The sequence below is a fragment of the Streptomyces sp. TM32 genome (genome assembly GCF_004122755.1).
GTDB lineage: Bacteria > Actinomycetota > Actinomycetes > Streptomycetales > Streptomycetaceae > Streptomyces > Streptomyces sioyaensis.
This window is the reverse complement of record NZ_SDIG01000019.1, coordinates 24,169-41,858: the sequence shown is the minus strand read 5'-3', so window position 1 is coordinate 41,858 and position 17,690 is coordinate 24,169. Positions and strand designations below refer to the sequence as shown.

Sequence of the window (17,690 nt, the reverse complement as noted above, 5' to 3'; positions counted from 1 at the left end):
GCAGGGGTGCCCCTGCCCGCTTGCCGGGCCATCTGCCGTGCCGTCCGCCGGGCCAGGTCACTCCGTCCCGAACAGCTTCAGCAGCTCCGCCTTCTCGAACATCCGGGCCGTGTCGATCGCCGAGGGGGTGCCCGCCGACGGGTCCGCGCCGTGCGCCATCAGGACCTTGACGACCTCGTCCTCGGCCTTGAAGACCGCGCCGGCGAGCGGGGTCTGGCCGCGGTCGTTGGCGCGGTCGGCGTCGGCGCCGCGCTGCAACAGGGCCTCCACGGTGGCCGGGTGGCCGTGGTAGGCCGCCAGCATCAGGAGCGAATCGCCCTTGTCGTTGGTCAGGTTGGCGGGAACGCCCGCGTCCACGTATGCGGCGACGGTGTCGGTGTCACCGTTCCGTGCCAGGTCGAACACCTTGGCCGCGAGTTGCAGGACCTCGGGGTCGTGCGCGTGCTCGATCGCCTCGGGCCCCTGCGGCTCGGAATTCGCGTCGCTCATGGTCGCCGGCCTCCTGCTGTGGTGGGTGGTGCGTGCGCTGTCATCGCCACCTTATGCAGGCCCACGCCGTTGCGGCAGCGGGCACGGGCACGGGCACGGGCACGAGCACGGGCACGGGCGGGGCGGGCGTGCGGTGGCTCAGCAGTCGCGCCCCCGCCGCCACAGCCCCGGGGCCGCCGCCCCGCCCGCAGCCGTCGTCCAGGACGGCCCCCGCCCCGTCGCTCAGAAGCTGGCGCGGATTTCGCCGACCCGGGCGCCGCCGCCGAGGAGCGGGGCGTCTTCGAGGCGGGAGAGTACGGGGTGGTCGATGCCCATGAGGCGCAGGGTGCGGGCGAGGACCGGGCCGAGGGTGCGGGTGGCGCCGTCGTCGATCTTGAAGGCCAGGGCGCGGCCGTCGGGGAGGGCCAGGGCCTGGACGGCCTCGGCGCCCATCTTGGCGAGGGTCCCGGGGAGGGCCTGCATCAGCCAGGTGTCGGGGCGGCGGGTGCCGGCGACGAACTCCGGGTGGGCGCGCATCGCGTCCGCGACCCGCCGCTCGGGGGTGCCGGGCGCGGCCAGGACGAAGTGCCGGAAGGCGCGGGCCAGCCCCGTCAGGGAGAGCGAGAGCAGGGGCGCGCCGCAGCCGTCCGTGCCGATGTGGGCGACGTCCTCGCCGCCGGCGGTGCGGACCCCTTCGGCCACCAGCTGCTGCAGCGGATGGTCCTGGTCGAGGTAGGAGGCGAGCGGCCAGCCGTTGAGGGCGCAGGCGGCCAGCATGGCGGCGTGCTTGCCCGAGCAGTTCATGGTGAGACGGTCACGGGCCCGGCCCGAGGCGAGGTAGGCCTCGGCCTCCTCCGGGTCCAGCGGCAGGTCCGCCGGCGTCTGGAGGTGGTCGGCGGTCAGCCCGTGCTCGGCCAGCATGGTCCGTACGAGCGCGAGGTGGAACGACTCGCCGGAGTGGCTCGCGGCGGCCAGCGCCAGCCGCTCGCCGGAGAGGTCCAGGCCCGCCCGCAGCACCGCCGCGGCCTGCATCGGCTTGTTCGTGGAGCGGGGGAAGACCGGCGTGGTGACCTCACCCAGTGCCCAGTCCACGCTGCCGTCGGCCGCGAGGACCACCAGCGAGCCGCGGTGCCGGCCCTCGACGAAGCCGGAGCGGACGACCTCGGCGAGGACGGGGTGCGCCGCCAGGGGCACCACCGCCCCGGAAACCTGGGTCGCGGCGGAGCCCGGGATCGGCTCGGGTATCGGAGTGGGCGAGGTCATCGGTGGCCTTCCGGGGAGTGGCCTGCGCCCCCGAAGGCTTGTGGCCGGTCAGGACAGCAGGTCGTCTACTTGCGCTTCGCCTTCACGGTACCTGCGGGCGATTTCGGCACTGCAATCGTCGGTGGTGCGCTGCAGCGACTGGCGGCGCCGCGACACCTGCTGCTCGTAGCGGATCAGGCGGCCCATCGCGTCGTGCAGCTCCTGGTCCGTGCGCGCGGTGAGGTCGGACAGCTCCACCTCGCCGAGCATCTCCTCGGCCAGCCTGCGGTACTCCTCGCTGTGCGGGGTTCCGAGCGTCACGTGCCGCGCCGAGGAGCGGTGCCGCGACGGCAGGTCCGTCAGGATCTCCGGGAGCCGGTCGAGGAGGGGGGAGTGCTGGGTGGTCCGGCGGGCGATCTCGGCCCGCAGAATGTCGATCCGGCCCTGCAACAGCCGCCGCACGTAGCTGAGATCGGCCTCTTCCTGCTGCGAGTCACGCCGTACCACCCGCAGCTCGGGCAGCCCCAGACCGGCCAGATCGGGGGTGGTCGCCGGACGGCAGTGGTCGCGCTGCTGCGGGGGGCGGGGGTGCTTGCCTGCCGGGAGCATGGGACCGTCCTCCGTGCCGGGGGGCTCGACGCGAGCCGTTGCCGCGGTCGTGGTCGTCGTCAGGGCGGTGGGCGGCGGTGGGGTGCCGGGTGCCGGACGGGCCGGGTCTGTCGTGGGGGCGGTGGATGTCGTCCGTCCGGTCGGTGTCGTACGGGCGGTTGGTACGGGACCGGGTGTCTGTCCGGCGCCGAGAGTGTTCATGAATCGTTCCGTCCCCTCGTCCGGTGCCGCGTCCTGGGCATGTTGTCCATGAAACGCACCACGTGCACGCATCGTGCCACTCTGGGCGGTCCTTCTGCAGGGCCATGGCACCCGAACGGCCCCCGTGGGGGCACTGCTGTCCGAAGGGCGCGGCCCGCCCGGCATCATGGCGGGTATGCGAGCTGTGGTGCAGAGGATTGACGGCGCACGCGTCGAGGTGGCGGGCGAGACGGTCGGGGAGATCGTCGGTGAGGGGCTGTGCGTGCTGGTGGGGGTCACGCACGACGACACACCGCTCAAGGCGGCGCAGCTCGCCCGCAAGCTGTGGTCGGTGCGGCTGCTGCAGGGCGAGAAGTCCTGCTCGGACACCTCGGCGCCGCTCCTGGTGATCAGCCAGTTCACTCTCTACGGTGACGCCCGCAAGGGGCGTCGGCCCACCTGGAACGCCGCGGCCCCGGGGCCGGTCGCCGAGCCGCTGGTCGAAGAGGTCGTCGCGCAGTTGCGGGCGCTGGGCGCCGCTGTCGAGACCGGCCGCTTCGGGGCCGACATGAAGGTGTCGCTGACCAACGACGGGCCGTTCACGGTATTGGTCGAGGTGTAGCCGGGAACGGGGCGGCCCGTCAGGCAGGTGGTGACCGGGCCGGGGTCCGCCGCGGCTACGGCTCAGCCCGTCGCGGCTACGGCTCGACGACGACCTCCTGGGCCGCGGCGGTGCCGCCCGCCATCAGCGGGGCGTCCACCGGAACGTTCCGCTTGACCAGGGCGAGCGCGATCGGGCCGAGCTCATGATGGCGGGCCGAGGTGGTGACGAAGCCGAGCTGGCGACCCTCCTCGCCGTCCGCGGCGAGGCGGATGGGGGTGCCGTGCGGCGGCAGATGGACCTCACTGCCGTCCAGGTGCAGGAAGACCAGGCGGCGCGGCGGCTTGCCGAGATTGTGGACCCGGGCGACGGTCTCCTGGCCGCGGTAGCAGCCCTTCTGGAGGTGGACGGCGCCGCCGATCCAGCCCACCTCGTGCGGGATGGTGCGGTGGTCGGTCTCCAGGCCCAGCCGCGGGCGGTGCGCCTCGACCCGCAGCGCCTCCAGCGCCAGTACGCCGATGGCCGGGCCGTTGGCGTCGGCGAAGGCCTCCAGGCCGGTGCGCGGCAGGAACAGATCGCGGCCGTGCGGGGTCTCGCGGACGACGGTGTGCTCGGGCGCCTCGGCGATGGAGCCGGCCGGCAGATGCACGACGGCGATCTCGCCGGTGCGGTCGGCGACCTCGACCCGGTAGAAGAACTTCATGCTCTCCAGGTAGGCGATCAGCGCCTCCTGCATGCCCGGTTCGGTGTGCATCCAGGTCGTCTCGCCGTCGTCGACGAGCGAGACGGCATGCTCGATGTGGCCGTGCGCGGACAGGATCAGCGCCTCGGTGGCCTGGCCGGGCGGGAGGTCGCTGACGTGCTGGGTGAGCAGCAGATGCAGCCAGCTCAGCCGCTCGGGGCCGGTGACGGTGACCACGCCGCGGTGCGAGAGGTCGACGAAGCCGGAGCCGTCGGCGAGCGCGCGCTGCTCCCGGAAGAGGTCGCCGTAGTGCGCGGCAACGCCTTCGTCGGGGGCCTCGGCGGGGACGGCGCCGGGCAGCGACAGCAGGGGGCTGGCGGGTGATTGTCGCAGCATGTGCCCAGCCTACGACTCGCCGGCGACTGCCTCAGCCGTCGCCCGGGGCCGCCTTGCCACGGCAGGCCGCGCAGCGCCCGAAGATCGCGAAGTGCTTCATGTCCGTCTCGAAGCCGAACTGTTCGCGCAGCCGCGCCGTGAAGGGTTCGGCCACCGACAGATCCGCCTCGATGACGTCCGTGCAGTCCCGGCACACCAGGTGGATGTGGTGGTGGCGGTCGGCGAGGTGGTACGTGGGGGCGCCGTGGCCGAGGTGGGCATGGCTGACCAGGTCCAGCTCCTCCAGGAGCTCCAGGGTCCGGTAGACGGTGGAGATGTTGACCCCGCCCGCCGTCTTGCGCACCTCGGTGAGGATGTCGTCCGGGGTGGCATGCTCCAGCCTGTCCACCGCCTCCAGCACGAGCTGACGCTGCGGGGTCAGGCGGTATCCGCGCCTGCGGAGGTCGCTCTGCCAGTCTTTGGTCACCACACCGCCAGTATGAAGTGCTCTCCCCGGGACGGCGAAGATTCCTGGGGAGAGCGGATCCTCCGGCGCCTTACGGGTTGTAGGGCGTGCCGTCCGGCCGGAAGAAGGAGACGCCGTCCGGCATGTCGTCGGGGAGGCTCTCCGCCCATTCCTTGAGGTCGGCGACCTTCTTCAGATGCGCCGACATGTAGGGCCGCAGCGGCACGTCCGGGGTGGACTTCTCGCCGACCCACATCAGATCGCTGTTGACGTAGCCGTAGAGCCGCTTTCCGCCGCTGTACGGGCCGGAGGCGGCGGTGCGCGCGATGGCGTCGGTGGCCAGGTCGATCTGCGGCTTCTGGTCGGCCAGCTCGCCGTACCAGACCTCCACCACGCCCTGGTCGCGGCACATCACGATCTCGACCTTGCGGTCCGCGTCGATGCGCCAGAAGCCGGATTCGGTCTCCAGGGGGCGGACCTTCTTGCCCTCGCCGTCGAGCACCCAGCTGTGCGAGGTGTATTCGAGGAAGTCACGGCCGTCGTGGGTGAAGGTGACCGCCTGCCCGAAGTTGCACTTCTCGGTGCCCGGGAAGTCGGCGACGCCGGCGCCCTCCCAGGTGCCGAGGAGGAAGGCGAGCGGCACCAGGGCCGGGTTCAGGTCGGACGGGATCTCGATCATGAGAGCTCAGACGATCTATAGAAGGGGGCGGACGGTGTGCGCGAGGCGCGTGGCCGGCGCGGACCGGCGGTCGGTCAGCGCTGGCCCTGGTAGAGCTTCTGCCAGGTCAGAGCGGCGAACCCGAGCACGCCGACGGCGACCAGAACCAGCAGGGTGGTGAAGAATGCCTCAAGCACGAGCGCGCTCCTTGGACGGAGTGAGGGTGTAACGGACCGCCTGCGAGTCTAGTCGGCGGCACTGACGGCGGCGCTGTGAGGTATCCCGCCTGCCTCTCGCCCCTACTCTTGCCCCATGGCGAAGAAGCTCGTGATCAAGGTGACGGCGGGTGCGGATGCGCCCGAGCGGTGCTCGCAGGCGTTCACGGTGGCGGCGGTGGCGGTCGCCAGCGGCGTCGAGGTGTCGCTGTGGCTGACCGGGGAGTCGGTGTGGTTCGCGCTGCCGGGACGCGCGGCGGAGTTCGAGCTGCCGCACGCGGCGCCGCTGCCGGAGCTGCTCGACGGCATCCGGGCCGGCGGCGGGGCGCTCACGGTCTGCACCCAGTGCGCGGCGCGGCGTGACATCGAGCAGAAGGACCTCATCGAAGGGGCCGGGATCGCCGGCTCCCAGGTGTTCGTCAGCGAGATCATGCCGGACGACGTCCAGGCCCTGGTCTACTGACGCGGGCGCGGGCGGGCCTACTGGGGGTGCTTGTCGTCCCCCCGGTCGTCCAGCTCGCGCCACCAGCGGTCGGACTCCGGATCGCCGGACTCGTCCCACCAGCGCTCGCCGGGCTCGCGGCGGTTGCCGATGATCGCCGCGACCGGCGGGATCACCATGGCGACGACGCACATGCCCACCGCCGCCGGCACCGACCACAGCCGCACCACACCCCAGGCCAGGACGAACAGCACCAGGCACACGCCCATCAGGACGAAGTACCTGCGATGGCGGCGCTCTACGGGCGACCGGCGGTGCGCGTCCATGTCTCCACGGTAAGTCCGCACGGGGCCGGACAGAAGTCGGAGAGAAGCCGGGCGGAAGTGGGGGGAATGGCCGGGCGGAAGCCGGGTGGAGTCCGGCCCGGCCGCGCGGCGCCGGGCACGCCGAAGGGCCGCACCCCCGATCAAGGCGTCCAAACCTCTGGGGTGCGGCCCTTCGGACATTCATTGCCGTCAGACGGCGATGGCAACCTCCGCCAGGCCGCCCTTCTGGGCGACGACGGTGCGGTCCGCGGTGCCGCCCGGGACGAGCGCACGCAGCGTCCAGGTGCCCTCGGCCGCGTAGAAGCGGAACTGTCCGGTCGCGGAGGTGGGGACCTCGGCGGTGAACTCGCCGGTGCTGTCCAGGAGTCGGACGTAACCGGTGACGGGCTCGCCGTCGCGGGTCACGCTGCCCTGGATCGTGGTCTCACCGGGCTTGATGGTCGAGGCGTCCGGGCCGCCTGCCTGTGCTCCACACATAGGGGTACGTCCTTGAGAGGTAAGGGAGAAGCGGGGGTGGTTACTTGTTGGCGCCGAGCTCGATCGGCACGCCGACCAGCGAGCCGTACTCGGTCCAGGAGCCGTCGTAGTTCTTGACGTTGGTCTGGCCGAGGAGCTCGTGCAGCACGAACCAGGTCAGCGCGGAGCGCTCACCGATACGGCAGTAGGCGATGGTGTCCTTCGCCAGGTCGACCGACTCCTGCTCGTAGAGGGCCTTGAGCTCCTCGTCCGACTTGAAGGTGCCGTCGTCGTTGGCGTTCTTCGACCACGGGATGTTGCGGGCGCTGGGCACGTGGCCGGGCCGCTGCGACTGCTCCTGCGGGAGGTGCGCCGGGGCGAGCAGCTTGCCGCTGAACTCGTCGGGGGAGCGCACGTCGACGAGGTTGAGGTTGTCGATCGCGGCGACGACGTCGTCACGGAAGGCGCGGATGGCCGTGTTCTGGGGCTTGGCCTTGTACTCGGTCGCCGGGCGCTGCGGGACCTCGGAGCCGTCGACCAGGTCGCGCGAGTCCAGCTCCCACTTCTTGCGGCCGCCGTCGAGCAGCTTGACGCTGTCGTGGCCGTAGAGCTTGAAGTACCAGTAGGCGTAGGAGGCGAACCAGTTGTTGTTGCCGCCGTAGAGGACGACCGTGTCGTCGTTGGCGATGCCCTTGGCGGAGAGCAGCTTCTCGAAGCCCGCCTGGTCGACGAAGTCGCGGCGCACCGGGTCCTGGAGGTCCTGCTTCCAGTCGATGCGGACGGCGTTCTTGATGTGGTTCTTGTCGTAGGCCGAGGTGTCCTCGTCGACCTCTACGAGGACGACCTTCGGGTCCTCAAGGTGGGCTTCGACCCAGTCGGCGTCTACGAGGACGTCGCTACGGCTCATGGTGTTCTCCTCCGGGGCAGTTGCGGGGGCGGTTGCAGAGTGGCACGCGGTTCCGCCGGGTGCGCGCGGATGATCTCCGGGCGGGGGGTCCGGGCGGGCGCTGTGCGGGGCGAGCGGACGGCGGCCCGAGGGGCCGGCCGGGTGAGGACGGGCGGGGAAAACCCGTCAGACAGGGCGACAGAGCATGGCGGCGACGCGGCACAGGTCTACTGCCCGCCGCTTCGTCAGTACCGCACGTCCCCGTGGACGGAGACCGCTCAATGAGCTCTGCATGGCTCCGATCGTAGGGAGACAGAGTGGGGCGTGTCACCGGCGTGTCGAATAGTGAGACGTGATTGTCCGCGATGCGGGACAAGGGGGCCCTGTCGCGCCCGCCTCCCCAGGTCCGCGGGGCCCGCATGCCGGTGGAGGTCTGGCGTGCGGACCAGGGCGTCTCAGGAAATGGACGCGGGGCGGATTCGGGCTACGGCGCGGGCCGATCGGGCGGCGCGACCGGTCAGCCCGGAAGCTTGACGTTCTTGCCGGAGGCGGAGATCGAGATGCCGTCGGGCATCGTCACGACCTTGTCCAGCTTCAGATTGCCGGGCAGCTGGTCCAGCTTCCAGTCGTGGTCGGTCTGGGCACGGACCTTGGACTCGCAGCCCGGGAGGATCTTGCACATCCGGGGGAGCCCGTCGGCCCGCAGCCGGACGGTGTCGCCGTGCACGATGCTGATGGAGCCGGTCACGTCCAGCTGGCTGAGCAGCGGGACGTTCGGCGATATCTTCACCTGGCTGCGGCCGTCCTTCTGCCCGCCGTAGGTGACCTTGACGTCGGCGCCCGCCGCCTTGGTCAGGTCGGCGTAGTTGATCCGGGCGTTGCCGGTCGCCCAGGCGGCGCTCTCGATGGACGTGTAGTCGCTGTTCAGCGTGACCTCGTGGAACTGCGCGGACAGCTGGTCGATGCGCAGCGTGCGTCCCTCGGCACGGGCCTGGATGCCCCCGAGGTCGGCGTCCACCTCCTGGAGGTTGCGCCCGGCGACCTGGGTCAGGAACGGGAATCCCTTGATCGCGACGTTCGGGGCCTTGTCGAGCCCCTGGCTGCTGCGGATCTTGTCCGCGGCCTTGTCCTCGGCGAGATTCACCGCGACCCGGTCGGCCGCCACGAACAGCCCGCCGAGTATGACCACGACGAAAAACAGCACGCGAAGTGCACGCATCGAACCACTTCCCCCCACACCTGGGCCGGATACCGGCCGACTCGTCCGGGCAGGCCGCCTGCCTGCGTTCCGGGGGAGCCTAAACGACGGGGTCCGGGAAGCGGGAGGCGGCGGTCGCCGGGCAGCACAGGGTGCTTTTCCGGCGGCCGCCGCTCCGTTTCGCCGCTGATTCCCGGGGTTCCCGAGGTTCCTGCGGCTTCTGTGCTTCCGTGCTCGCTTCGGTGGTCATCCCTCGGTGGTCATCCCAGCGTCCGCCCCAGGACGTAGACCGCGGGCGCGGCCAGGGCCAGCGGCAGGGCCACGCCGGCCGTCAGATGGACGAAGCGGGACGGGTAGTCGTAACTGGCCACCCGCAGCCCGATCAGGGCGCAGCCGCCGGCCGCCAGGCCCAGCAGCGCACCGGAGGCGCCGAGGCCGGTGAGCTGGCCGGCCGCGATACCGGCGCCCGCGGCGGCCACCAGGGCGACGCCGATCGAGGCGGGGCCGGGCAGCGGCAGCGCCCGGGCGAGGGTGGCCACCGCCGCCCCGGCGGCGCCGACCACCACCGCATACGGGCTCGCCGCGAGCTGGCCGGCGGCGAGCACCGCGAGCGCGGTCGAGGTCAGGCCCGCGGTCAGCGCGTACATCCGCTCGTCGGCGCTGCTGCGGTTGCGCAGTTGGAGGACGAGGACGAGCAGACACCACACGCCGAGCGTGCCGATGCCCACCAGCGGCGCGCTCTCACGGTCGGTGGCCAGCAGCGCGACATCGGTGGTCAGCCCGGCCAGGAAGGCGAGTGCGATGCCCTGCCGGGCCGGCCACATGCCGTTGAGCCGGAACCAGCCGGCGGCGGTGACCGCTTGCAGCAGCGCCACCGGGACGGCGAGCACCGGGCGGCCCAGCGGCGCGGTCAGCGCCAGCAGCAGGGCGAGCCCGGCGGTCAGCGCGGCCGGCTGGATGCCGGGCGGGATGATCGGCGAGCGGCCCTCGGCGCGGGCGCGCTGGTTGGCCGCGAGCGGTGCGCTGGAGACCGGCGGGGTGGGCAGCGGCGGCTTGGCCGCGGGCGCCGCGGGCGCCGGCCTGGCCTGCTGGGGGTGGGCGCGGCCGTAGGGGTCCTCGGCCGGCCGCGCGCTCTGGTGCTGGGTGGGCAGCTGCGAGGGCTCCGCGGACGGGACGCGGTGGCCTTCGTGGCCGTAGGGCGGCTGCTGTGCGGGCTGTTGGGGTTGCTGGGGCTGCTGTTGTGCGGGCTGGTGGGGCTGTTGCGGTTGCTGCTGCCGGGCGTGCTGCGGCCGCTGCCCGTATTGCTGCTGCCCGTACGCCTCCCGCCCGTACTGCTGCTGGCCGTGCTGCTGCCCGTACTGGCGGCCGTACGGGTCGTGCCCCGGCTGCTGCCCGTACGGCTGCTGCCCGTAAGGGTCGTGACCCTGCTGCTGCGGGGACGCGGCGTGGGCCGGCCGGCCGTACGGCGCCTGCGCGGACTGCTGCGGACGGTGGGCGTGCGGGTCCTGCGGCGCGTACGGATCCTGCGGGGCGTAGGGATCGGGCCGGCCGTACGGATCGGGCCGGCCGTAGGGATCCGGCCGTACGGCGGGATCGTGCGGCGGGTACGGGTTGCGGTGCTGCGGCTGGTTGTCGCTCATGATCGTGTGCTCACCCTCCCGCGAACGGCGGCAGTACCTCGACGGTCCCGCCCTCGGCCAGCGGCACCGCCCCGTGGTCGCGGGTGCCGACCGGATCGCCGTCCACCAGGAAGGAGCAGCGCAGCAGTACGCGCGCGAACTCCGGGTTCGCGGCGTGCGCCGCGCGCGCCGCGTCGAGCGCCTCGGCGAGCGTCGCCGCCGCGTACGGCTCCTCTGCCGTGCCGGCGGCGGCCTTGGCCGCGGCCCAGTAGCGCACGGTGCCAGTTGTTGTCACGGCGGCCTCTTCGTCGTGTCGGTCGGGGGCTGCCCGTGGTGGCGGGCACCCCGTCGTTGCCGCCTCCATGATGGCGTACGTGGCGGGCGGCCCGGTCCCGGCACATCCCGGCACGGCCGACCGTCCGTGCGGTTCCGGCCGCGGTATATCGGTTGCCGTGGGCACATGTTCGCCTAGGCTCACTGTGTGTTGGTCCGACTTGCATGGGGGCATTTGCGGCCCCACCGACGAGCGATCTCGCTGATCGTGCTGCTCCAGTTGACCCAGACCCTGGCCACCCTCTATCTGCCCACCCTCAACGCCGACATCATCGACAACGGTGTCGTGAAGGGCGACACGGGCTACATTCTCGGCACCGGCGCTTTCATGATCGCCGTCACTCTCCTGCAGATCGTCTGTGCGATCGGCGCGGTCTATTTCAGCGCCCGTACGGCCATGGCGCTCGGCCGGGACGTCCGCGCCGCGGTCTTCGACCGGGTGCAGTCCTTCTCCGCCCGGGAAATGGGCGCCTTCGGGGCACCGTCGCTGATCACCCGCACGACCAATGACGTCCAGCAGGTCCAGATGCTGGTGCTGATGACGTTCACGATGATGGTCTCGGCGCCGATCATGTGCATCGGCGGCGTGCTGATGGCGCTGAACCAGGACGTGCCGCTGTCCGGTCTGCTGCTGGTCATCGTGCCGGTGCTGGCCATCCTGATCTCCCTGGTCGTGCGCCGGCTGCGTCCGCTCTTCCGCGGGGTGCAGGAGCGCATCGACACCGTCAACCGCGTCCTGCGCGAGCAGATCGCCGGTATCCGCGTCATCCGCGCCTTCGTCCGCGACGGCTACGAGCGCGAGCGCTTCGCCCGGGCCAACACCGAGCTGTTCGAGGTGTCGCTGCGCTCCGGCCGGCTGATGTCGATGATGTTCCCGATGGTCATGCTGATCGTGAACCTCTCCAGCGTGGCCGTGGTCTGGTTCGGCGGGCTGCGGATCGACGCGGACGAGATGCAGATCGGCGCGCTGACGGCGTTCCTCAGCTACCTCATGTACATCCTGATGTCGATCATGATGGCGACGTTCATGGTGATGATGCTGCCGCGCGCCGAGGTCTGCGCCGAGCGCATCCAGGAGGTGCTGTCGACCGACTCCAGCGTCACCCCGCCCGAGAACCCGGTCACCGAGCTGCGCCGGCGCGGTGAACTGGAGCTGCGCAACGTCGAGTTCCGCTTCCCCGGTGCCGAGCAGCCGGTCCTCAAGGGCATCTCGCTGCGCGCCCGCCCCGGTGAGACCACCGCCGTCATCGGCTCCACCGGCTCCGGCAAGTCGACCCTGCTGGGGCTGGTCCCGCGGCTGTTCGACGCGACCGGCGGCACGGTCCTGGTGGACGGCGAGGACGTCCGCACCCTCGACCAGGAGACGCTGGCCCGCACCATCGGCCTGGTCCCGCAGAAGCCGTACCTCTTCTCCGGGACCGTCGCCACCAACCTGCGCTACGGCAATCCGGACGCCACCGACGACGAGCTGTGGCAGGCCCTGGAGACCGCCCAGGCGCGGGAGTTCGTCGAGCGGATGGAGGGCGGTCTGCAGGCTCCCGTCGCGCAGGGCGGCGGCAATGTCTCCGGCGGCCAGCGACAGCGGCTGGCCATCGCGCGGGCGCTGGTGCGCCGGCCCGAGATCTACCTCTTCGACGACTCCTTCTCCGCGCTGGACTATGCGACGGACGCGGCGCTGCGGGCCGCGCTGTCCCGGGAGACCGACCGCGCGACGGTGGTGATCGTCGCCCAGCGGGTCGCCACGATCCGCGGTGCCGACCGGATCGTGGTCCTCGACGAGGGCAGGGTGGTCGGCACCGGCACCCACACCGAGCTGATGGCCGGCAACGAGACCTACCGGGAGATCGTGCTCTCCCAGCTCACCGAGCAGGAGGCGGCGTGACCACCGCGGACAAGGCGCCGGCCGCCGGGACCCCGTCCGCCGGCGGCCAAAGTGCGCAGGCGGCGCCCCGACGCGGCCCGGCACCGGCGATCGGGCCCGCCCGGATGATGGGCGGCCAGCCCACCGAGAAGTCGATGGACTTCAAGGGTTCCGGCAAGCGGCTGCTGGCCCAGATGCGGCCCGAGCGCGGCGTCATCGGCTTCGCGCTGGTGCTGGGCGCCCTGAGCGTGACGCTGACGGTGGTGGGCCCCAAGGTCCTCGGCCGGGCCACCGACCTGATCATGTCCGGCATCGTCGGCCGCCGGCTGCCCGAGGGGATCACCAAGGCCCAGGCGGTGGCCCAGCTGCGCGCCCACGGCCAGGGCGGGCTCGCCGACATGCTCGGCGCGATGCCGGTCGTCCCCGGCCAGGGGATCGACTTCGGCGCCGTCGGCGGGGTCCTGCTCTGGGCCACCCTGATCTACGCGGGCGCCTCGGTGTTCGGCTTCGTGCAGGCCCGGATCGCCACCCGGGTCGTCCAGCGGACCGTGTTCCGGCTGCGCGAGCAGGTCGAGGAGAAGCTGGCGCGGCTGCCGCTGAGCTACTTCGACCGGCAGCAGCGCGGCGAGGTGCTCTCCCGGGCGACCAACGACATCGACAACATCCAGCAGACGCTCCAGCAGACCCTCAGTCAGATCGTGGCCTCGCTGCTGACCATCGCCGGGGTGCTGACCATGATGTTCTGGATCTCGTGGCTGCTGGCGCTGGTCGCCCTGGTCACGGTCCCGGTCTCGGTGCTCGTCGCCACCCGGATCGGCAAGCGCGCCCAGCCGCAGTTCGTCCAGCAGTGGAAGACCACCGGCCGGCTCAATGCGCACATCGAGGAGATGTACACCGGCCACAGCCTGGTGAAGGTCTTCGGCCGCGAGCGGGAGTCCGCCGAGCTGTTCCGGCAGCAGAACGAGGCCTTGTACGCCGCCGGATTCCGGGCCCAGTTCATCTCCGGGATCATCCAGCCCGCGATGATGTTCATCGGCAACCTGAACTACGTCATGGTGGCGGTCGTCGGCGGTCTGCGGGTCGCCTCAGGGGCGCTGTCCATCGGTGACGTCCAGGCCTTCGTCCAGTACTCCCGGCAGTTCAGCCAGCCGCTCACCCAGGTCGCCTCGATGGCCAACCTCGTCCAGTCCGGCGTCGCCTCCGCCGAGCGGGTCTTCGAGCTCCTCGACGCCACCGAGCAGGAGCCCGACGCCGCCCGGCCGGCCCGGCCCGAACGGGTCGAGGGACGCGTCGGGTTCGAGGACGTCACCTTCCACTACACGGCCGACAAACCGCTCATCGAGGGGCTGTCGCTGGCCGTCCACCCCGGGCAGACGGTGGCGATCGTCGGCCCGACGGGCGCCGGCAAGACCACGCTCGTCAATCTGCTGATGCGCTTCTACGAGGTGCGCGGCGGCCGGATCACCCTCGACGGCACCGATATCGCCGACATGTCGCGCGAGGAGCTGCGGTCCCACATCGGCATGGTGCTCCAGGACACCTGGCTCTTCGGCGGCACGGTCGCGGAGAACATCGCCTACGGAGCGCCCGCGGGCACCTCGATGGACAAGATCGTGGCGGCGGCCCGGGCCACCCACGTCGACCGCTTCGTGCGCACCCTGCCGGACGGCTACGACACCGTGCTCGACGACGAGGGCGGCAATGTCTCGGCCGGTGAGAAGCAGCTGATCACCATCGCCCGGGCCTTCCTCGCCGAACCGGCCATCCTCGTCCTGGACGAGGCCACCAGCTCGGTCGACACCCGCACCGAGGTGCTCATCCAGCAGGCGATGGCCCAGCTCCGCAGCGGCCGCACCAGCTTCGTCATCGCCCACCGGCTCTCCACCATCCGCGACGCCGACGTCATCCTGGTGATGGAGAACGGCGCGATCGTCGAGCAGGGCCCCCATGACGTCCTGCTGGCGACGGGCGGCGCCTATGCCCGCCTGTATGCGGCGCAGTTCGCGGAGGCGGTGGCCGAGCCGGAGTGAGCGTGGCGTGGCGCACGCCCGACAGGGCCTACGCCGGGGTGTGGGCCGTGATCCACTCCCCGATCCGCCCCAGCAGCTCCGGCGCGGCCGCGTTCTCGGCGTGCCCGAAGCCCCGCTCGATCCACAGCTCCGTCGTCGCCGGGTCGGCGGCCGACATCAGCATCCGTGGATGGTCGAGGGGGAAGTACGGGTCGCGGTCGCCGTGCACCAGCAGCAGCGGGGTGGGCGCGAGCCGCCCGGCGGCCTCGGTGGGGGAGAGCGGGACGGGGTCCCAGTCCTCGGGGTGGATACGGGTGCCCAGCCCGAACCGGGAGACGAGCCGTCCGGTGGGCCGGGTGATGGCCCAGTGGAGGCGGCGCATGGGCGCGGTGCCGCGGTAGTACCAGCGGGCGGGGGCGCTGACCGCGACGACCGTGTCGGGCCGCGCATCCGTGCGCTCCCCGTGCTCCCCCGGGCCGTGCAGCGCCGCCTGCCGCAGGACGACCGAGCCGCCCATGGAGAAGCCGACGGTGGCGACCCGGCGGTGGCCCAGGGCGCGGGCCCAGCGGACCGCGGCGGCCAGATCCTCGACCTCGCGGTCGCCGACCGTGGACCGCCCGCCGGATCCGCCATGTCCACGGAAGGAAAACGTGATCACGTCCGCATGCTGGGAAAATGCGGCAGCCGCCCGACGAAGTGCGGGGCGTTCCAGCGCCCCGGTGAAGCCGTGCGCCAGGACGATCGCCGGGGTGCCGGCGCAGGTGGCCGGATCCGCTTCAGGACGGGCCCGACGGGGGGTGTGGGCGGCCTCGATCCGGACCCCGTCGGAGGTCAACAGGCACACCCGATGACCACTCGAAGTGATCGAGGAAACACAAGAGGCTGCACATTCGGCCTCGGGTCCGGGAGTCATGTGAGCTATTCTGCTGGGCAAGAAGGATCCGGGCAGCGTTGCCCCCGGGTCCTTTTGTGCTTTCAGCCGCGTTCACGCGCGGCTGCGAGGACCCGTACGAAGCAGTGCCGCAGACACCCCGGCCGAGGCCGGGAGGTGCCCCCGTCGCAGGGACCGAGGAGGAACCAGACGTCATGGGCGAGCGAAGCAGGCAGAACCGCACACAGCAAGGGGCAAAACGCCCCGCCAGCCGGGCAGGTGGTCGCGCGTGAGCTCCCTCCTGCTGCTGACCAATGCACTCCAGCCGTCGACGGAGGTGCTCCCGGCGCTCGGCCTGTTGCTGCACAGCGTGCGGGTGGCCCCAGCCGAGGGGCCGGCACTCATCGACACCCCCGGGGCCGACGTCATACTGATCGACGGCCGCCGCGACCTGCCGCACGTACGGTCCCTGTGCCAGCTGCTGCGGTCCACCGGACCCGGCTGTCCGCTGGTGCTGGTGGTCACCGAGGGCGGGCTGGCCGCCGTCACCGCCGACTGGGGCGTGGACGACGTCCTGCTGGACACCGCGGGCCCGGCCGAGGTCGAGGCGCGGCTGCGGCTGGCCATGGGCCGCCAGCAGATCACCACCGACGACGGTCCGATGGAGATCCGCAGCGGTGATCTCTCGGTCGACGAGGCGACCTACAGCGCGAAGCTGAAGGGCCGGGTCCTGGACCTGACCTTCAAGGAGTTCGAGCTGCTGAAGTATCTGGCGCAGCACCCGGGCCGGGTCTTCACCCGCGCCCAGCTCCTCCAGGAGGTGTGGGGCTACGACTACTTCGGCGGCACGCGGACGGTCGACGTCCACGTCCGGCGGCTGCGCGCCAAGCTCGGCCCCGAGCACGAGTCGCTGATCGGCACGGTCCGCAACGTCGGCTACCGCTTCGTGGTGCCGGAGAAGCCGGAGCGGTCGGGGGAGAAGGGCAAGGGCGACGCCGCGAAGGCGGCGAACTCCTCGGGGGCCCCGGGGGCCCCGGGCACGGCGCAGCGGGACGGCCGTGGCGAACCGGACGGTGACGGCTCCGGGAGGGCGGTCGGCGCCGGCGCGGACTCCCCCGATGCGCAGCCTGCCCGCCGGTAGCACCACCCGCGTAGACTGCCGCGCGTGGCCAAGGTGACGCGGGATGATGTGGCAAGACTGGCGGGTACGTCCACCGCCGTTGTCAGTTACGTCATCAACAACGGACCACGGCCGGTCGCCCCGGCCACGCGCGAGCGGGTACTCGCCGCCATCAAGGAGCTCGGCTACCGGCCGGACCGGGTGGCGCAGGCGATGGCGTCCCGCCGTACCGACCTCATAGGGCTGATCGTGCCGGACACCCGGCAGCCGTTCTTCGCGGAGATGGCGCACGCCGTCGAACAGGCCGCCGCCGAGCGCGGAAAGATGGTCCTGGTCGGCAACGCCAACTACCTCGACGAGCGCGAGGTGCACTATCTGCGGGCCTTCCTCGGCATGCGGGTGTCCGGGCTGATCCTGATCAGCCAGGGCCCCAGCGAGCACGCGGCCGCCGAGATCGACGCCTGGGACGCCCGGGTGGTGCTGCTGCACCGCAGGCCGGACGCCATCGACGACGTCGCGGTGATGACGGACGACGTCTGGGGCGCGCAGCTGGCGACCCGGCATCTGCTGGAGCACGGCCATCCCTACGTCGCCTTCCTCGGCGGCACGGAGGAGACCCCGAAGTCCGGCGACCCGGTCACCGACCATGTCGAGGGCTGGCGGCGGGCCATGCAGGAGTCCGGCAAGTCCGCGGAGGGGCGCTACTTCCAGGCCCCGTACAACCGCTACGACGCCTACCAGGTCGCGCTGAAGCTGCTGGCCGGGCCGCAACGGCCGCCGGCCATCATGTGCGCCACCGACGACCAGGCGATCGGCGTGCTGCGGGCCGCCCGCGAGCTGCGCATCGATGTGCCCGGTGAGCTGGCGGTCGCGGGCTTCGACGACGTGAAGGAGGCCGCGCTCACCGATCCGCCGCTGACCACGGTCGCCTCGGACCGCGAGGCGATGGCGCGGGCGGCGGTCGATCTGGTGCTGGACGACGGGCTGCGGGTGGTCGGCTCCCGGCGGGAGCGGCTGCGGCAGTTCCCGTCGCGGCTGGTGGTACGGCGGTCCTGCGGCTGCGGCGGCTGAGG

19 protein-coding genes are annotated in these 17,690 nt (G+C 71.9%); 6 read left to right on the top strand and 13 right to left on the bottom strand.

The window, feature by feature from the left end:
- Positions 1-57: 57 nt before the first annotated feature.
- The 3 genes from EST92_RS07210 to EST92_RS07200 form a co-directional block, all read right to left on the bottom strand.
- The gene (locus EST92_RS07210) at positions 58-489 is read right to left on the bottom strand and encodes an ankyrin repeat domain-containing protein (protein ID WP_129280100.1); all 432 of its coding nucleotides are present in this window, start codon (positions 487-489) and stop codon (positions 58-60) included.
- 222 nt (positions 490-711) lie between these two features.
- Positions 712-1,731 (bottom strand): asparaginase, encoded by a 1,020-nt coding sequence (locus EST92_RS07205; protein ID WP_129280099.1) that lies wholly within the window; start codon positions 1,729-1,731, stop codon positions 712-714.
- Between the two features lie 48 nt (positions 1,732-1,779).
- Positions 1,780-2,520 (bottom strand): ABC transporter substrate-binding protein, encoded by a 741-nt coding sequence (locus tag EST92_RS07200; protein WP_129280098.1) that lies wholly within the window; start codon positions 2,518-2,520, stop codon positions 1,780-1,782.
- 175 nt (positions 2,521-2,695) lie between these two features.
- Between EST92_RS07200 and dtd the strand changes: the two genes are divergently transcribed.
- Positions 2,696-3,121, top strand: a complete 426-nt coding sequence (gene dtd / locus EST92_RS07195; RefSeq protein ID WP_129280097.1) for a D-aminoacyl-tRNA deacylase — start codon at positions 2,696-2,698, stop codon at positions 3,119-3,121.
- A gap of 76 nt (positions 3,122-3,197) precedes the next feature.
- On the opposite strand, the gene EST92_RS07190 is transcribed toward dtd, so the two are convergent.
- The 3 genes from EST92_RS07190 to EST92_RS07180 form a co-directional block, all read right to left on the bottom strand.
- Positions 3,198-4,178 carry a glycine cleavage T C-terminal barrel domain-containing protein gene (locus tag EST92_RS07190; protein WP_129280096.1) on the bottom strand — a complete coding sequence of 327 codons (981 nt, stop codon included), beginning with the start codon at positions 4,176-4,178 and terminating at the stop codon, positions 3,198-3,200.
- A 31-nt stretch (positions 4,179-4,209) separates the two neighbouring features.
- The gene (locus tag EST92_RS07185; protein WP_129280095.1) at positions 4,210-4,647 is read right to left on the bottom strand and encodes a transcriptional repressor; all 438 of its coding nucleotides are present in this window, start codon (positions 4,645-4,647) and stop codon (positions 4,210-4,212) included.
- Between the two features lie 67 nt (positions 4,648-4,714).
- On the bottom strand, positions 4,715-5,302 hold the full coding sequence (locus tag EST92_RS07180) for an FABP family protein (RefSeq protein WP_129280094.1): 588 nt from the start codon (positions 5,300-5,302) through the stop codon (positions 4,715-4,717).
- 291 nt (positions 5,303-5,593) lie between these two features.
- Between EST92_RS07180 and EST92_RS07175 the strand changes: the two genes are divergently transcribed.
- The gene (locus EST92_RS07175) at positions 5,594-5,959 is read left to right on the top strand and encodes a DsrE family protein (RefSeq protein ID WP_129280093.1); all 366 of its coding nucleotides are present in this window, start codon (positions 5,594-5,596) and stop codon (positions 5,957-5,959) included.
- A 17-nt stretch (positions 5,960-5,976) separates the two neighbouring features.
- Here the strand turns inward: EST92_RS07175 and EST92_RS07170 are convergent, their stop codons facing one another.
- The 6 genes from EST92_RS07170 to EST92_RS07145 all read right to left on the bottom strand — a co-directional run bounded on the left by EST92_RS07170 (position 5,977) and on the right by EST92_RS07145 (position 10,700).
- The gene (locus EST92_RS07170; RefSeq protein WP_078568648.1) at positions 5,977-6,264 is read right to left on the bottom strand and encodes a DUF3099 domain-containing protein; all 288 of its coding nucleotides are present in this window, start codon (positions 6,262-6,264) and stop codon (positions 5,977-5,979) included.
- 189 nt (positions 6,265-6,453) lie between these two features.
- Positions 6,454-6,741 (bottom strand): DUF1416 domain-containing protein, encoded by a 288-nt coding sequence (locus tag EST92_RS07165; protein WP_006603933.1) that lies wholly within the window; start codon positions 6,739-6,741, stop codon positions 6,454-6,456.
- 40 nt (positions 6,742-6,781) lie between these two features.
- Positions 6,782-7,627 (bottom strand): sulfurtransferase, encoded by an 846-nt coding sequence (locus EST92_RS07160; RefSeq protein WP_129280092.1) that lies wholly within the window; start codon positions 7,625-7,627, stop codon positions 6,782-6,784.
- Positions 7,628-8,123: 496 nt separating this feature from the next.
- Positions 8,124-8,825 carry a DUF2993 domain-containing protein gene (locus tag EST92_RS07155; protein ID WP_174243946.1) on the bottom strand — a complete coding sequence of 234 codons (702 nt, stop codon included), beginning with the start codon at positions 8,823-8,825 and terminating at the stop codon, positions 8,124-8,126.
- A gap of 239 nt (positions 8,826-9,064) precedes the next feature.
- Positions 9,065-10,444 carry a hypothetical protein gene (locus EST92_RS07150; RefSeq protein ID WP_129280091.1) on the bottom strand — a complete coding sequence of 460 codons (1,380 nt, stop codon included), beginning with the start codon at positions 10,442-10,444 and terminating at the stop codon, positions 9,065-9,067.
- A 10-nt stretch (positions 10,445-10,454) separates the two neighbouring features.
- Positions 10,455-10,700 (bottom strand): MoaD/ThiS family protein, encoded by a 246-nt coding sequence (locus tag EST92_RS07145; RefSeq protein ID WP_093484552.1) that lies wholly within the window; start codon positions 10,698-10,700, stop codon positions 10,455-10,457.
- 204 nt (positions 10,701-10,904) lie between these two features.
- Here EST92_RS07145 and EST92_RS07140 point away from each other — a divergent pair, with 204 nt between their 5' ends.
- Together EST92_RS07140 and EST92_RS07135 are read left to right on the top strand one after the other, a co-directional pair.
- Positions 10,905-12,638 carry an ABC transporter ATP-binding protein gene (locus tag EST92_RS07140; protein ID WP_129280090.1) on the top strand — a complete coding sequence of 578 codons (1,734 nt, stop codon included), beginning with the start codon at positions 10,905-10,907 and terminating at the stop codon, positions 12,636-12,638.
- A gap of 107 nt (positions 12,639-12,745) precedes the next feature.
- Positions 12,746-14,647 carry an ABC transporter ATP-binding protein gene (locus EST92_RS07135; RefSeq protein ID WP_174243950.1) on the top strand — a complete coding sequence of 634 codons (1,902 nt, stop codon included), beginning with the start codon at positions 12,746-12,748 and terminating at the stop codon, positions 14,645-14,647.
- Positions 14,648-14,675: 28 nt separating this feature from the next.
- Here the strand turns inward: EST92_RS07135 and EST92_RS07130 are convergent, their stop codons facing one another.
- Positions 14,676-15,470, bottom strand: a complete 795-nt coding sequence (locus tag EST92_RS07130) for an alpha/beta fold hydrolase (RefSeq protein WP_129280088.1) — start codon at positions 15,468-15,470, stop codon at positions 14,676-14,678.
- Positions 15,471-15,786: 316 nt separating this feature from the next.
- Here EST92_RS07130 and EST92_RS07125 point away from each other — a divergent pair, with 316 nt between their 5' ends.
- Positions 15,787-16,638 (top strand): response regulator transcription factor, encoded by an 852-nt coding sequence (locus EST92_RS07125; protein WP_129280087.1) that lies wholly within the window; start codon positions 15,787-15,789, stop codon positions 16,636-16,638.
- A gap of 24 nt (positions 16,639-16,662) precedes the next feature.
- A complete protein-coding gene (locus tag EST92_RS07120; protein WP_129246611.1) occupies positions 16,663-17,688 on the top strand; it encodes a LacI family DNA-binding transcriptional regulator in 1,026 nt (341 codons plus the stop codon).
- Positions 17,689-17,690 lie beyond the last annotated feature (2 nt).

Bases quoted from the DNA above. Each gene is read 5' to 3' on its own strand.
- EST92_RS07200 (WP_129280098.1), bottom strand. From the start codon at position 2,520: ATGAACACTCTCGGCGCCGGACAGACACCCGGTCCCGTACCAACCGCC.
- EST92_RS07135 (WP_174243950.1), top strand. From the start codon at position 12,746: ATGGGCGGCCAGCCCACCGAGAAGTCGATGGACTTCAAGGGTTCCGGC.
- EST92_RS07170 (WP_078568648.1), bottom strand. From the start codon at position 6,264: ATGGACGCGCACCGCCGGTCGCCCGTAGAGCGCCGCCATCGCAGGTAC.
- EST92_RS07205 (WP_129280099.1), bottom strand. From the start codon at position 1,731: ATGACCTCGCCCACTCCGATACCCGAGCCGATCCCGGGCTCCGCCGCG.
- dtd (WP_129280097.1), top strand. From the start codon at position 2,696: ATGCGAGCTGTGGTGCAGAGGATTGACGGCGCACGCGTCGAGGTGGCG.
- EST92_RS07210 (WP_129280100.1), bottom strand. From the start codon at position 489: ATGAGCGACGCGAATTCCGAGCCGCAGGGGCCCGAGGCGATCGAGCAC.
- EST92_RS07180 (WP_129280094.1), bottom strand. From the start codon at position 5,302: ATGATCGAGATCCCGTCCGACCTGAACCCGGCCCTGGTGCCGCTCGCC.
- EST92_RS07150 (WP_129280091.1), bottom strand. From the start codon at position 10,444: ATGAGCGACAACCAGCCGCAGCACCGCAACCCGTACCCGCCGCACGAT.
- EST92_RS07155 (WP_174243946.1), bottom strand. From the start codon at position 8,825: ATGCGTGCACTTCGCGTGCTGTTTTTCGTCGTGGTCATACTCGGCGGG.
- EST92_RS07160 (WP_129280092.1), bottom strand. From the start codon at position 7,627: ATGAGCCGTAGCGACGTCCTCGTAGACGCCGACTGGGTCGAAGCCCAC.
- EST92_RS07165 (WP_006603933.1), bottom strand. From the start codon at position 6,741: ATGTGTGGAGCACAGGCAGGCGGCCCGGACGCCTCGACCATCAAGCCC.
- EST92_RS07175 (WP_129280093.1), top strand. From the start codon at position 5,594: ATGGCGAAGAAGCTCGTGATCAAGGTGACGGCGGGTGCGGATGCGCCC.
- EST92_RS07190 (WP_129280096.1), bottom strand. From the start codon at position 4,178: ATGCTGCGACAATCACCCGCCAGCCCCCTGCTGTCGCTGCCCGGCGCC.